This is a genomic window from Fodinibius salsisoli (assembly GCF_026229185.1).
In the GTDB taxonomy this organism is placed as follows: Bacteria; Bacteroidota; Rhodothermia; order Balneolales; family Balneolaceae; genus Fodinibius; species Fodinibius salsisoli.
In genome coordinates this window covers 130,728-145,313 of the sequence record NZ_JAGGJA010000006.1, presented here as the reverse complement: position 1 = coordinate 145,313, position 14,586 = coordinate 130,728, and the positions used below count along the sequence as shown (strand labels likewise).

Here is a 14,586-nt window from a genome sequence, read left to right as displayed (position 1 = left end):
TATTATGGGTCAGGCAAATTGAAGTCTTAAGTCAAACCAAGCATCGGAAACTGCTTTTTCTATATTATCAAAAGTCGTATCACTGAGCCACTGCTGTATTTTTTTCCGTTCTTTTGACCAGAAGGTATGGAAAGGGCAGGGCTCAATTTTTCCACATCCCTCGATGCCCAGAAAGCATCTTTCAAAAAAATCAGTGCCGTCAATGGCTTCAATTACATCCATCATCGAAATTTCGTGGGGTTTTCTTGCAAGATATACTCCCCCGTTTAAGCCTCTTCGCGACTTCAATATACCTGAGGGTTTTAATTTTGATAAAATCTGAGATAAATAAGCTGCTGGACAGTTCAATGGTCTGGCCAAATCTGCTGCCGAAACAGTTGTCCCTTCCGGCTGTTTTGCTAAAGCTATAACGGCGGAGATCGCGTATTGCGACCCTTGTGATAATAGTTTCATTCGTTAAATGTTGCTAAATAATACAATTACTATATTCTAATATGAATATTAGATTTTACTGATCGTATTGCTTAGACACAATATAGATTGGGCGGAAGTGCAGAGCAAAAGTGTGGCCTTGAGTAGGAGGTTGGGTTCTCTCTGTTCGGATCACTTAAAAAATAGGACTTCTGCCTAACCACCTATGTCAGTTACGTAGTCGATTCTACCGTAGGTACTCCTATGGCTAATGTATGTGCCAACCTGTCTTCCGTCGTCTTGGTATTTGTATTATGAGAAAGGTTGTTGGATATCTCAATAGGCAGGGAGTGCCTGACAGATGCGCTGTTTCACTACACTGAGACCTACGAAGCCTTCTTATAATAAAAAAAGCATGAGTCTTTAATTATCTCTATTCAAAGAGTTAGAAGTATTTACAATTATTTGATATGGAATGAACAAGTAAGTCTTTTTCATGTCAAAAGTGCTTATTTTGTGGTATACCCAAACAAATACAGGAGGTGGATTATGAAAAATATAGATTTAGCTAAAACCGGATATAAAAAATTCGCTGATGGTGACATTGAGGGTGTTTTAGACATGTTCGATCCCAATATTGAATGGCATGAATGCCAAGGATTTCCTTTCATCGAGGGCAACGGCGTGTTCAAAGGACCAGAAGCCGTAGCTAAAGAGGTTTTAAACTTGATTCCTGAGTATTATGAAAACTTCAATATAGAAATTGAGGAGCTTATGGAATGCGATGACCGTGTAATTATGACCGGCTATTACACAGGAACATGGAAAGCGACGGGCAAAAAATTCAAAGCCAATGCAGTGCATGTCTGGACGGTAAAAAGTGAAAAGCTTAGTCGTTTTTTCCAGGCTGTGGATACGGCGACAATCGTTAATCCTGTCAAAGCCAAAGCAATGTAGATCCAAAACCTTGGAAAGAGTATATCCACTTATTTTACCTAAGGATATAAATATTGGAGTTAGTGGTAATTACTGAACCCATAGCCCGAGTCGAGGTCGCCAAGGAATTGGCTGGCCAAAGTCGCATGGTTAACCGAATTTGAACAGTGGTGGAAAGACGATCACAACGATTGCTGCCCAGACGGCATACACCAGTAGGTAGGCGGTCTGCCATCGGAGAAGAGCCTGGAACGACCCGCCTCTGCTAAGGAATCTGAGATAAAGTACCGTGGACCAGAGCAGGTTAATCAAAAGGATGATATTCATGCCCAGGGCCGCTACTCGATTTGGGGTAAAACCTAATTCAGTAATTCGTTCAGTGATGGCCCATAGCGCGACGGCGTCAGCTAACAGCGAACTGACCACCAGCACCACCAGCACTGCATCAAACAGGCCGGGAGAGGATCCTGTATCCCGGGCAGAGATGCAGTAGAGCAGGAGTCCCAGCACGATCAATAGGAGCATGTCAAAAGCGATGAGTACGTCGCGTTCGATGTCCACGCCACGCCCGGTCCATAACAAGGTTCCCAGAAAGGTGATCAGTATGATAGTGAAAAGAGGGGTGAAGAGGCGCGCCAGTACGGGGGCTATATTCTCGGTTAAACTTTTTCTTGTTTCCACCAGCCATGAGGCAACGATGACGGCCCCTGTGGCCCCACAGGGCAAGATCCAGGATTCAAAGAACGGTTCTATGTCAATACCGATAGTCCCGAAAATTAAGGCCATAAATCCGGTTAACACTCCGCCACCGAGGGCTATCAGCACGTAATAGATGAACAGTTCACCAGAGAATCGGATGTAGTCCATGCGTGCATTAACCTGGTCCCATCGTCCCCCCGAGTAAGCTACGCCCACGATCAGCCAAAGTGCAATAGGCAGATGTAGTGCGAAGAGTGCTTCGGTATCACCGCCCGGATCAAAGGGGTAAATATTGGCGAATATTGCCGCCGCGATGAAGGCAAGGGCGAGCACGGGGAGGGTACGGGCTTCAAGTTGGCGCTTCCAGACAAAATAGCCGGTCAGTAGAGGCAGTACGAAAAGACTCATATTGCGGATATAGAAGCTTTCGTCTTGGTCTAGTTGAATGCCAAAGAAAGCGGGAGTTTTTATGAGTATAGCTGCAGCCAGTGCAAGGGCGAAAGCTACGATGGTTTCCTTTTGCTCTTTTGGTTTCCCGTGATATATATCCATAGTTGTGTCTCTATTAATGGTTAGGGTTTTAGATTAATGGATTGTTATGTTGCAAGTCTGTATTATAAAAACCTGCAATTAGAAACTATCTTCAGCTATTATAGAGATACACCGGCTGAGCCACGTGAGCACGTTATGATATCTTTGTGAGCAATTATAATTATGTCTTTTGAACCACATTCTCATTACCATTTTGATGATTTTGACCTTGACGTTGAGAACAGGCAGCTTTGGTATGAGAGTCAGCAGCTGGATCTGAACGGCAGGTACTTCGATGCGCTTGTGTTGCTGGTCCACCAGCACGGACAGCTCGTGGAGAAGGATCAATTTTTTTCGGAAGTATGGGGAGATGTTGTTGTAAGTGATTCGGCTCTCACCCAGTGCATCAAAGACATCCGTAAGCAGTTGGGGGATAATGCTTCCAATCCTCGTTATATACAGACGGTACCTGGCTATGGCTATCGTTTCATTGGGCGAGTAGAGGCCAACCCCTCAGCCGAGCCTGGTCGGAATAAATCTGCCACTGAAAGGCCCCGAGTAGCAACTTCATCCCCATCCACTCAAAGCTATCAGCTGAAGCAAGGGTTACATATTGGTGGGATGGGAGCCATCGGGGGCATTACGGCTGGTTTGTTAGGAGGCTTGTTCTATGGATTTGGCCTGGCCTATGCGCCCAGCGATACGACTATGGGGGCTACTTCAATGCTTCTGGTACTCACAAGCCTTAATGTAATCATAGGAGGGATGGGCGGACTGGGAGTAAGCTCTGGGATGGCCGCGGCCATTATTTCGACCGGTGGAAATAAGATATGGACTGTTATTGGCGCTGCCTTCGGAGGATTAGTGATAGGCAGCCTGGCAAAACTGTTGGTCGTTGACGCCCTTACGCTGCTTTTCGGTACGGCTCCGGAAGGCATTACCGGAGGCTTAGAAGGAGCCGTATTAGGGGCAGCCGTGGCCCTGGGTGCAATGTTTGGTGGCGGTCTTAATGCCACACATAGAATCCGCCCGGTTGTAGCGGCCGCCACGGCCAGTGGAATAGCAGGTGTACTGATTACCATCAGCGGGGGACACCTTATGAGCGGCAGCCTGGATCTTCTAACGCGCTCCTTTACCGGCTCACACTTGCGCTTAGATGCTTTTGGCCGCTTCTTTGGTGAAATAAATTTTGGGCTTATAACACAGACGGTGCTGGCAGGTGTGGAAGGATTTCTATTTGGCGCCTGTGTGGTGGGAGCTATCGTCTACCTGAAAAAACAGCTGTCCTTCAAAGATTAAAACATAGGAGGGAGGTTCATTTCTTTAAATATGCCGGTTGGCCGCATTATTTTTCTATGGTATGCTCTATCAAAAGCTTAAGCAGGGCTTTTTGGATAATAACACCGCAGCTGTTGCTAATTTTTTGCAGTTGTTTAATCATAATCTTGTTGCCTTATATTCTTACGATAATATTAACATAAGAACACGAGATAAAAACAAAAAAGTATAGAGCATGGTAAGATTGACAGGGCTAACTACCCGGCGCTTGAGCGGCGAGTCTGAATTTTAAAATTAAAGACCCTCATTGCGTATGAGTCCGCTTGAAACGCCTGATCTTTATTATAAGAACCCATCCAGGTAAATTAGCATTGATCAACCTGTAACTAACCACTTGGAGGGGGCGATGATTTACTCAGGAATAAATATTCACCCTACCCTGATAATATGGCAACTGTAGCAATAAACAGTAATGGAGAGGTAGTTCTGGAAGAACGACTGCAGACCTCACAGGCTCGGTTGGAAGAATGTTTCATCCATTTTAATGAGCTGATTCAAGCCATTGTCGAATGAACGAGCAACTGGTACTTTCCGGGGCTGAAAGGATAACCCAGCAGTTAGAACGTAGTTGGTGGCGATTTAAAGGAATACGGAACAGCAAAAAAGGCGTACATCGGGTTTGAAGAGCCGATGTAGGTCGGCTCGAACCATTCGCTCAAATCATTCTTTTTTGTGAACTGGATCCGACGCTGGTCATCGTTCGGCGCGTTGGGATCATAGACGTATATCTCGATCGTGTTCCCGGACTTCGTGTAGCCATACGCCAGCACTTGGTGATTCTCCCCGATTTGGTTGAGGCCGCTTCTAAAGGGTTGCCCGTGGGTATCGACGTGGATCAACCCGATGGGACAGAGCGTATTGTTATCGAGAGCGGGCTTGATTTCGTTCTCCCACTCGTCTCGCATCACTTTGGTCCTGCTCTTCTTCGGTTGGGTCACCGACCAGAAGCCTGTGACCTCCGTGTTCGCCGTGTTCATCAGTGTCTGATAGATGCCCGCCCCGAGAGGGTTTCCGTCGCCGGGCATGAAGCTATCGAACAACCGTTCGGAGAGGAAGTCGAACAGTGGTGTGTCCTCCGCTGGCGGATCGTTGTCAACCGGGGAATTCGGGGGCGTTCGCGAGACCAGATCGTCCGACCAGGGAGAGAGGCCTTGCTCGAAGTAGTCTCTAACGGCCAGCACCATCCCGCCGCACATCCCGTTCGTGGTGTCGCCGATTTCATTGATTTCCCCAAATGGACCCAGACTGATCGGTCTCGGCAGCGTGTACTGTCCAGCGGGGAAGTCATTCGAGAACGCAAAGGCACAGTCCCCAACGCTGAAGCCATTGACAGACTCGTCGAGGACTCGCTCGGTCTCATAGCCCGGTATACTTCGGCCGGGCTGGGCAATGCCGAGAAACCCGACGTACTCTATGAAGTGGTCGCCGTCTTGATCCTGCTCTTCCTGCAGCCGGAGATTGAACCCGTGAGGATCGAGGTTCAACGTTCGGGTCACAACTGGGTCGGAGCCGTTTCTGGTTTGACATTGTGTAAGGAGCGAGGGTTGTTGGTTGCGGAAGTTCGGGATGAAATTCACGTTGAACCACTGGTGGGTGGCCTGGATCTTCCCGACGTGTAGAGTCGAGCCGTCGGCAAGATCGTGGGTCCCCGACTCCAAGACTAAGTAGCCGATTGTCTCCTCAAAATGTTGGCCGTCGAGATAATCCCATTCCTCAATTTGCAGTTCGAAGGACTCGGGCCCGACGTTCCGAAGACGTACGTGCGAAGGGTCCTCGCCATTAAACGTCTGCACGTCCGCGAAGACGATCGAATCATTGAGCCGCTGGCCGCCGTACCGGAGAGTGTGCCAGTAGGATCGGTTCGGTTGATCGAACGACAGGGTTCCCGCAAACCCGATCTGGTTACCGTTTTTGTCCTCAATCGGACCGTCCCGGAGGGTGACAACACTCAGCGTTTCTTCGTTGTGGCGTCGCTCACTATCCATGGAGACTTCCTCTTCGATGCGAACCTGGGCATTTGTTGGCTTAACATTTCGCAGCTGTGGCGCGGCTGTGTCCGGACCGTTAAACGTGTCGATATTCGTCAAAACAATAGGCCTTGAAGAGATCCGGCTTTCATACTTGAACCCCGTCCAGTTGTGATTGACGTTTGACAAGCGGCCGAAACCGATTTCGATATCGCGACGTGGCGTCGTCACGACGCCGATCGCCTCATTGACATGGTTGCCGTCCCGGGCCTCCTCTTCTTGGAGCCGAATCTCCAGGCCAGCGTCGTTGACGCGCCGATGACGCGTCACAATCTCTTGTGGCCCGTTGTGGGTCTGCGAGCGACTTACGACGATGGGATTGTTCCCAAATTCTGAGGCAAAGGACACCCGCGTCCACTCGTCATCCACCGACACGGTCTGCACCTCGAGCGGCAGCCCATTGGAGACGGGGTCCTCGTCTTCGAGAGTGTGGACACCAGATTCTACAACTATGTATCCGATCGTCTCCTCGATGTGGGATCCGTCGTGGACGTCCCACTCCTCGATCTTGTAGTCGAAGCGGTGCGCTCGCACGTTCCTGACCCGCCCATGACAGGCGTCGGCGCCGTTGTATGTCATGATCTGAGTGAGCACGACCGGGTTGTGGAAACTGTGGTTGAGCGTAATGGTGTGCCAGTGGTCAGCGTCCGACTGGTCTAGATCGACGACGCCGGCTTCCCCTATAACGTCACCGGCTGCGCCCACGATCGGTCCACTCGGTGCTCCAATGAAGCGGACAGCCTCGGTCGTGTGCGACGTCTCGGCATCGCCTGAGGTCTCCTCCTCAATAAACGTCTCGAGTCTGCCGGCGGTGACGTTGCGCATCCGGAGCCCAGCCGTGTCTCCACCGTGAAAAGTAGTGATGGATCCCACGACGACGGGTTGACCCGATGAGTCTATCTCCGGGAATTCAACCGCCGTCCAATCGCTTGTTGCTTCGAAGCCGCCCGTGGTAACTTTTCGTAAGTGAGCCATATCAAAGAGTAACCTTTAATTCTACCGCTAATATTAGGGCAAACTCGCTACTCCTTAAATTAAGGTGCTAAGGCTATATAGTGGAAAATGGGAATTCTACCTGAGGGTTGCCGATTTGTGATACACGCACCAAATCGACTTACCCAGGTCGCAGAGCGAGTTTGCATCACATGCAATATTCTTAAACAATGAGATTAACTTAATAGTAATGTTAGCATAATGAGCTGTATATGCAAACCATTACAGATTTCATTTATGATTGTAAATTGAAGTGAATAACGACATTGCGGACTACCACGCCGAAGCAGCATGGCTCCGTAGGCTGTACATAAGGTGTGCACGAGTAAATGTCGATTAGTTTAATAACGAACGCATAAGCTAAAAATCACAATAGGCACGGACTGTCCCTTAATGCGTTGTTACATGCCTAAATTCTTGTTTTTATTGCAGGATAATTCAAATCATTTGTTATAGAGAAAAGTATTCTCAATTTATTCAAATCCTCATCAAAAATACTGCTGATTGACTTGATATTTTTATTTGGAATAAACGTTCCGTTATGGCTATATTCGGTATAGGAACGATCATTCCATAATAATTAACTTCAAGATCACTTAAATATGAATCAGTTAGAAAATAAAGTTTCCGTGGTTACCGGTGGTAACAGCGGAATTGGATATGCATCCGCCAAAAAATTAAAGAAACAAGGAGCAACCGTTATCATTACCGGCAGAAACACGGCAAAAGTACAGAAGGCTGCTGATGAACTTGGTGTCACAGGTATTGTTGCTGATGTAACGGATCTGAAAGCTGTTGAAAGGGCAGTAGATCAGGTTAAAAATGAGTTTGGCAATGTCGATATTTTGTTTGTGAATGCCGGAATTTTTCAACCCGCGCCAGTAGGTCAAATAACTGAAGAGATGTTTGACCATCAAATGGGTATTAATTTTAAAGGGGCTGTTTTTACCATAGAAAAATTCTTGCCAATATTAAACGATGGAGCCAGTATTATCAATCTGGCATCTGTAAATGCTTACGCGGGAATGTCTAATACCGCTGTATATGCAGCATCTAAAGCAGCGCTAAATTCCTATACTCGCATAGCTGCTACAGAATTAGCACCCAGAAATATTCGTATCAATTCGGTAAATCCGGGTCCGGTATCCACACCAATATTTGGCAAAACCGGTATGAGCGAAGAACAGATAGATGGCTTTGCTGAGGCTATGCTAAATCGTATTCCGTTAAACCGTTTTGGTGAGCCAGAAGATATTGCTGAGCTGGTAAGTTTTTTGGCTTCTGACAAAGCCTCGTTTATTACTGGTGGAGAATACAATATAGATGGAGGTGTTAATATAAATCCTCTAATCGGTTAAATTTTTTTATCAAAAATTGGAATGACTATTCCAAATACTGTAGTTTGTAAGGGCAAGAGTTTTCTTGCCCTTTATTAATTAATGGGATTAGATAGATTTATAATCCATATAGATTGTTTATTAAGCAAACTTTGTATTTGTATCTATGCCAAGAGCTAAATTATTTGACGAAAAGGAAGTGCTCATTAAGGCCATGAATCTCTTTTGGAAAAAGGGCTATTATGATACTTCTGCGCAGGATCTGGTGGATGAGTTGGGGATTAGCCGATCTAGTTTGTACGATACCTTTGGTGGAAAAAAGCAGCTGTTTGAAAAGGCCTTTCAGCTTTATAGAGATAAAAACTTAAAAGCTGTTTCTCAACTTCTTGAATCACACAAGGGTGTTAAGGATGGTTTTCGGGCTCTGTTTGAAAAGGCAATTGAGGAATCAAAAAACGATAAGGAGGCAAAGGGGTGTTTTGTTGTTAATACAACTGCCGAATTGGTTCCGAACGATCATTCTTTTCTTAAAGATCTACAAGAAAACCAACAGAAGTTTGTAGGAACTTTTCGTGATTATTTGAAAGAGGGGGTGGAAAACGGTCAAATACCTGCCGATAAAGAGTTGGAGTCCATAGCCAGGCTCTTTTACACTTTTTACAGTGGGCTCAAAATTGTAAGTAAAGTAAGTTTCAACGAGCAGGAAACGCTACGGACGGTGGATAATCTATTGTCAATATTGGATTGATTTTATTACTGCTTGCGACTGAATGAGCTAATTATGAGGTTGGGATGTACACAAATCAAAACTCAGTTCTCAGAAACTGACCAGAGGGCAGATCAGCAAATGACTTTGACTCAACCAAGGTCCCCAGCAGGGAAGCCATCTTTCGCTCAGAAGGCATATTGAAATCGCTATTTTCTGTATCACTTTCAATGGCTTTAAGAGCTTGGGGAAATGGTGCGGAATGTGGTTTCTTTCATTAATTAACGCCAGTTCGAGATAAAAGTAAGAATTTATGACGGTATAACGACATTGCGGACTACTACGCCGAAGTAGCACGGCTACATAGGCTGTACATAAGGGGGCGTGTAAAATGATGCTGAATTTGTTTTGAAATGTACTTTGGAAACTGACAAAGTTGAAACCGGCAGCCGACGGCGAGGTGCATCTTAGTCACCCTTTTTAAAACTTTTACTTGATTCTTAGCTAAGGGTAGCGCTGGTTATAGATTGAACTTTTAAGTTAGCTGTATTAATCTCCAACAGAACCTGTTTTAACTTTTCCGGCTCGCTTGTAATAGGCAATAATCACTCCGGTTGAAGTAACTATACTTTCTGTTAATGTAAATGCTGCCGGTATTGTGCCATTATTAAACAACTTTTTTCCTGTTCCAAGAGTTATCGGGAAAATCTTTAGTCGGAGTTCGTCAACTAAATCGTTTTCGAATAGTGTTTGGATGAGCTCACTGCTGCCCCAAACTTGAATGTCAGAACCTTTTGAATTTTTGAGTTTTTTGATATCTGCCACATTATTGAGAAATACAGAGTTTTTCCAATCCGACTGTTTCCTGCTCTCCGACATTACGTATTTTGTGCCATCATTGATACCCGGCCACATGTCTGCGTGTTCTGGCCAGTAGTTTTCCCATATTTCAAATGTTTTTCTGCCCAAAAGATATTCTGCAGGTTTCATCTCTTTTTCCACCACCTTGCCAAAAACTTCGTCACCATATGGTGCAGTCCAACCACCATATTTAAATCCTTCTGATGTATCTTCCTTTGGTCCTCCAGGTGCTTGCATTACTCCATCTATTGTAATCATTGATAAGACGATTATTTTTCTCATAACCTTTCACCATTTAATTTTGTAATTGATTTTTCTATTGGTCTAATACTTGACGCTTTATGTCTCTGATCGAATTTTTCTTTATTGATTGCTTATAGTTGGAAGTATTTCGGCTAACTCTTCCAGTATAGCAGTGAATCCTTCCTTGAAGCCCATTTCAATCATTTTTTCCAAATCAGAAAGTTTTTCGGGCTTAATTTCGACATACACCGTAGTAGAACCATTTGATTCGGTAAAATCTACGCTCCAATCTGATTGTGGCATATCGGTGTTTAAGTTCCCTTGGCTGTCACAGAAACTGCTGTGATATTTGAAATTTGTTTTGGGAGTAATAGACTTGAAGTCAGCCAATGACCAATGCTCTTCGCCTTCAGGTCCCACCATGGCATAAAGTCTTCTTCCACCTTCTTTAAAGTCCATTGTTTTTGTTCTTGACTTCCATGGTTTGGGGGCCCACCATTGGTCGAGAAGCTCAGGCTCAGTCCAGGCCGCCCACACATGCTTTTTCGGGGACATAAATTCTCTTTTTACTTTCACGGTTTTATTCTTCTTATCTACAGAGAAATCTGTCATTAATTTATTCTTCATTGTCTTGGTTTTTTAAATTATTGAGTACCTGGTCAAGCTGACTGAAACGGTCTTCCCAAAGCTGTCTGAATTGCTCAAGCCATCGGTCTACTTCCTTCATTTTTTGAGGACGAATATGGCAAAACCGTTGCCTTCCCTTTTTACGCATGGCGACCAGACCGCTTTCATCCAGTACTTTAATGTGCTGTGATATAGCAGGGCGGCTCATATCAAAATTTTCCGCAATTGAATTCAGGTTTAACGGCTCTTTGGCAATCAGGCACAGTATTTCCCGCCTGGTCGGGTCGGCTATAGCCTGAAAGACATCTCTTCGCTTTTCCATACAAATTTTATGTAAGTATTTGATTACATAAATATAAGTGTAAGCAAATACTTACGCAAGTCGGTTGGCTTTTTCTGTATACGGGTTTAACAATGGAGGGGAGGTTGAGACAAGAACTATAAGGATATGCTGTAAAAAGAAGTCCTATAACGGCCTAGCGCTTAAGGCGCGCGTTGATCTGTTAAATAATGAACGAGGAGCTAAAAAGCTGGGATTGGCGCATGCCCGCCGAAGCCTTGGCGTAGGTGGGAGGCACGCTTGGGGTCCCCTTGAATGTTATGATTTTTTCAAGTATTAAGCCGCATTTTTTTCCCGGTCAAACCGGGAAGTATGGTTTGGATCATACAACTCCCCACTATTCCAGATGGCACAGATGATCTTAATCATTTTGTTGATTCCTTTTGGAATGTTTACAGCTTGGCCGTTTTTATGTGAGTAATTTTGGTTGTCGTTTACCTGCCAGTCCAACCGCTGTTTTGAGATGTTAATACCTATATAATAGCTGGCTTCCATGCGATTTCCTCCTATATTTACAAGTGAATGATTGACGTTTACTGGGTAGGACTAGCCACTATTACCTCCTGTGAGTCCTTGAGACTTACATTCTAACGAGCGGGTTCTGGCCGGAAACCCTGCCGGGGACTCATACGCAGGCTAGCTCGAAAGCCAGCGGGTTATCTAGGTCACCCCGGTAGATCCAGTAGCGGTTATACCACCAAAATAAGTCATTTTTTTGGTAGGGGTAATCTAAAGGCGGGTTATAGGACGCTTTCGTTGGATTCGAAAATCCGCCGTTTCGGCTGTGCCTGGACGAGTGGGAAAGTCACAAGCCATAGCTTATGAGCCGTTGTTGTATGCAGTTTTTATTCCTTCGCCTTTTTGTAAATCAATGAGCCTGTCAAAAGGGTATCGTTTGTTATTTCAAAATCCCTTGTTAGAACTCCCAAATTACTAGAGTAACCACTTTCTTCGGTTTCATAGATTTTGCCATTTACTATGCCCCAATTAAAAATGTAGTAATTATCCTTTTTGTCAATGGAAATGGTCGGCCAATTTTCCGCATTTTGATATGTGCCTAGTATCTTGTCATTTTCATTGCTTGCAGATAGAATTTGCGAATCGTTAGGGTATGAGATTTGATTCTCACGTTCAAAACTATCATCAAATTTTGGCTTTTCACTCTTGAAAATACTGTCTGCAGGTAATGCGTTTATTAGATTGTAAGCATAATCTGCCATTAAATGAGGCAATAAATAAGCTCTGTTGTCATTCGAGAAAGCAATAACCCCAATTTTTTTCTCTGGCATAAATGAGATATGGAAACTTATTCCTGCCAAACCTCCGAAACGTGTCAAAATCTTTTCATTCTGGTATTCAGCAATATCCCATCCTAAACTGTAGCCCAAGCGGTGGTAAGTGAAGTATTCTTTGTCTTGGGGTGTGGTTGAAGTATGAAGTTCTGACCAAGAATTTTTATTTAGTAAAATACTATCTTCTCTAATATTTGCACTTAACCATTTTGAAAGGTCATTTACAGTTGAAATTACCCCTCCTGATGCGTGCATTGTGATGTCCTCTTTGTAAAAGCCCTTTTCAATGATTCCTTTGTCTTTGGAAATGGTAAGTGATGGACGAATATCTTTTAATTCATAATCGCTAACATATGCACTTGTGTTTTCCATTTTTAATGGTGTGAAAATATAGTCTTTCATTTCATCTTTCCACGTTTTATCATTTACGTTTTCCACGACCATACCGGCAATGATCGGACCAACATTTGAATATCGAAATCTAGCTGATGGGTCAAAAAGGAAGTCAGTATTTAAATCGTTGATTAACTCTTCATTTTTACCACTATATCCCAAAAAGGCTGTTTTCCACGTCATACTTGTGCTAAATGTGCCGTGAGTGTGATTTAAAAGGTTTTTAATTGTTATTTTCTTGGTGTCTATACTGTCATTGTAATTTAGTTGAGGAAGGTAATCATTAAGTGATTTGTTTAAATTGAGTACCTTTTTCTGTTCTAATATTTTGAGTAATGTTCCTGTGAATGATTTTGTACTGGATGCAATATATATGGGGGAATTATTATTTAGAGACGATTTTTTGCCAGTTAAAATCGCTCTATTGATAGCAAATGAATAAGCCAATCCATTTTCATCAACCATGGCAAAAATAAAATCGCCAAATAATGCATTTTCTTTGTAGATGTTCTTTAATTGGTTTTCAAATTTTGAGGAAAATTGGGGATGTGCTTTTGGGAATTTGCTTGTGTTTTTTGTTTGGGCTATTGATGAATTAGTCATCAATAAAATGATTGTTATTGCCCAAAATAGTTTCTTCATAATGATTTTAATTACAATTTAGATTGTTAATTGCCCACTACTACGGGATTTAGGTATGAGTAGTTGCAGAGTTGATGTAAATACTTATCAAACAAATAAGAATCGATTAATGAAATAGCTTAAATAAACTATTTCATCCCTCAATTTTTTATGGCTGGATGTTTCTTGAGTTTTGGTGGGGACGGATAAGAACTAAAGGATATGAAGCAAGATAATAAACAGTCTTTTGGGTTGAAGAAACCAGTGAAGAATAATGACACTGCAAGAAAACAGCCCTAACTTTGAGAACCTTAATTTATACCAACAAAAGCGTCTCGACGAAGGGCTCATCTCCAAGAAAAACATAACGACATATCTTAGGAGCCAGGCAGGGGCATTCTACAATCCCTACTTGATGAACTTCTTAGGAAGCTACTTACTCTTTATCAGCTGTTATCGCCTCCAACCGAGAGAGCATCTCGAGAGCCTTCGTCTCGGATGGTGGTTCTAATACATTGTTTGTTAAAAAATCCTCAACATGAGGGTAGTTAGATTGTATTAACTTCTTAGCCGCTTTCGAAATATTATAGCTAGTATGCCTGAACTCGATTTCAGTATCGATGAGAAGCCAATCAGCTCCTGTATGACCAAACGGCATCCCCACACTTCCGGCATTGACTACCCGAAGCCCCCCGATATTTCGGTCAAATTGCATATGGGTATGCCCACAAATAACTAAAGCTGCGTTTTGTCCCTCAAAGAGATCTACTAATTTCCTTTCCGGCGTATTTTTAGTAAAAACTACAATATCGCTGTGGGGCGTGGCATGGCAAAAAAGAATTTTTCCATACCCATCTAAAGTTAGTTCATAAGTTGCAGGCCACTGCGATATAAAATGCTTTTGGTCTTTGGTCAGTTGTTTCGAAGTCCAAAAGGTCGCTTCATCTGCTCGCTCTGATAGCCCTTGTGGCTTTTTACCAGCTAAGTGTCTTAAAAGTTCAGATTCTGCATTACCATAAATAAAATGTGTAGGAATACTAACATTCTGTAATAACGATAAAGTCTCGGTGGGCATAGGACCAGCAATCACATCTCCGCCAACAATGATGCAATCGACATTAGTCATTTTGATTTCATTGAGCACAGCCTCTAAAGCCGGAAGGTTTCCGTGAATGTCATATATCACAGCAACACGCATATAATAGGAAAAGAGTTAGGTTTATGAAGCTTG

At 43.8% G+C, this 14,586-nt stretch carries 14 protein-coding genes; 5 read left to right on the top strand and 9 right to left on the bottom strand.

Going from position 1 to position 14,586, the window contains the following annotated elements; all coding sequences use genetic code 11:
* Window positions 1–9: 9 nt before the first annotated feature.
* Window positions 10–453: an RrF2 family transcriptional regulator gene (locus J6I44_RS10440; RefSeq protein WP_265766045.1), complete on the bottom strand. Its 444-nt coding sequence runs from the start codon at window positions 451–453 to the stop codon at window positions 10–12.
* A gap of 507 nt (window positions 454–960) precedes the next feature.
* Between J6I44_RS10440 and J6I44_RS10435 the strand changes: the two genes are divergently transcribed.
* Complete coding sequence (locus tag J6I44_RS10435; RefSeq protein WP_265766044.1) at window positions 961–1,368, top strand: nuclear transport factor 2 family protein; 408 nt, start codon at window positions 961–963, stop codon at window positions 1,366–1,368.
* 129 nt (window positions 1,369–1,497) lie between these two features.
* On the opposite strand, the gene J6I44_RS10430 is transcribed toward J6I44_RS10435, so the two are convergent.
* Window positions 1,498–2,598 (bottom strand): hypothetical protein, encoded by a 1,101-nt coding sequence (locus J6I44_RS10430; protein ID WP_265766043.1) that lies wholly within the window; start codon window positions 2,596–2,598, stop codon window positions 1,498–1,500.
* 162 nt (window positions 2,599–2,760) lie between these two features.
* Here J6I44_RS10430 and J6I44_RS10425 point away from each other — a divergent pair, with 162 nt between their 5' ends.
* Both J6I44_RS10425 and J6I44_RS10420 read left to right on the top strand, forming a co-directional pair.
* The gene (locus J6I44_RS10425; protein ID WP_265766041.1) at window positions 2,761–3,876 is read left to right on the top strand and encodes a winged helix-turn-helix domain-containing protein; all 1,116 of its coding nucleotides are present in this window, start codon (window positions 2,761–2,763) and stop codon (window positions 3,874–3,876) included.
* Window positions 3,877–4,302: 426 nt separating this feature from the next.
* Window positions 4,303–4,428 carry a hypothetical protein gene (locus J6I44_RS10420; RefSeq protein WP_265766040.1) on the top strand — a complete coding sequence of 42 codons (126 nt, stop codon included), beginning with the start codon at window positions 4,303–4,305 and terminating at the stop codon, window positions 4,426–4,428.
* 44 nt (window positions 4,429–4,472) lie between these two features.
* On the opposite strand, the gene J6I44_RS10415 is transcribed toward J6I44_RS10420, so the two are convergent.
* Window positions 4,473–6,917 carry a hypothetical protein gene (locus tag J6I44_RS10415; RefSeq protein ID WP_265766039.1) on the bottom strand — a complete coding sequence of 815 codons (2,445 nt, stop codon included), beginning with the start codon at window positions 6,915–6,917 and terminating at the stop codon, window positions 4,473–4,475.
* Between the two features lie 620 nt (window positions 6,918–7,537).
* On the opposite strand from J6I44_RS10415, the gene J6I44_RS10410 reads away from it, so the two are divergent.
* Together J6I44_RS10410 and J6I44_RS10405 are read left to right on the top strand one after the other, a co-directional pair.
* Complete coding sequence (locus J6I44_RS10410) at window positions 7,538–8,293, top strand: SDR family NAD(P)-dependent oxidoreductase (protein WP_265766038.1); 756 nt, start codon at window positions 7,538–7,540, stop codon at window positions 8,291–8,293.
* Window positions 8,294–8,438: 145 nt separating this feature from the next.
* Window positions 8,439–9,020, top strand: coding sequence for a TetR/AcrR family transcriptional regulator (locus J6I44_RS10405; protein WP_265766037.1), 582 nt, complete (start codon window positions 8,439–8,441; stop codon window positions 9,018–9,020).
* A gap of 507 nt (window positions 9,021–9,527) precedes the next feature.
* Here the strand turns inward: J6I44_RS10405 and J6I44_RS10400 are convergent.
* The 6 genes from J6I44_RS10400 to J6I44_RS10375 form a co-directional block, all read right to left on the bottom strand.
* Entirely contained in the window at window positions 9,528–10,121 is a 594-nt protein-coding gene (locus J6I44_RS10400) for a dihydrofolate reductase family protein (RefSeq protein ID WP_265766036.1), read from the bottom strand.
* A gap of 81 nt (window positions 10,122–10,202) precedes the next feature.
* A complete protein-coding gene (locus tag J6I44_RS10395) occupies window positions 10,203–10,709 on the bottom strand; it encodes an SRPBCC family protein (RefSeq protein ID WP_265766034.1) in 507 nt (168 codons plus the stop codon).
* Window positions 10,699–11,031, bottom strand: a complete 333-nt coding sequence (locus tag J6I44_RS10390) for an ArsR/SmtB family transcription factor (RefSeq protein ID WP_265766033.1) — start codon at window positions 11,029–11,031, stop codon at window positions 10,699–10,701. The genes J6I44_RS10395 and J6I44_RS10390 overlap by 11 nt, the downstream gene beginning before the upstream one ends.
* 294 nt (window positions 11,032–11,325) lie before the next feature.
* Complete coding sequence (locus J6I44_RS10385; protein ID WP_265766032.1) at window positions 11,326–11,544, bottom strand: hypothetical protein; 219 nt, start codon at window positions 11,542–11,544, stop codon at window positions 11,326–11,328.
* Between the two features lie 350 nt (window positions 11,545–11,894).
* Complete coding sequence (locus J6I44_RS10380; RefSeq protein WP_265766031.1) at window positions 11,895–13,376, bottom strand: serine hydrolase domain-containing protein; 1,482 nt, start codon at window positions 13,374–13,376, stop codon at window positions 11,895–11,897.
* 415 nt (window positions 13,377–13,791) lie between these two features.
* On the bottom strand, window positions 13,792–14,553 hold the full coding sequence (locus J6I44_RS10375) for a metallophosphoesterase family protein (RefSeq protein WP_265766030.1): 762 nt from the start codon (window positions 14,551–14,553) through the stop codon (window positions 13,792–13,794).
* Between the last annotated feature and the right edge of the window lie 33 nt (window positions 14,554–14,586).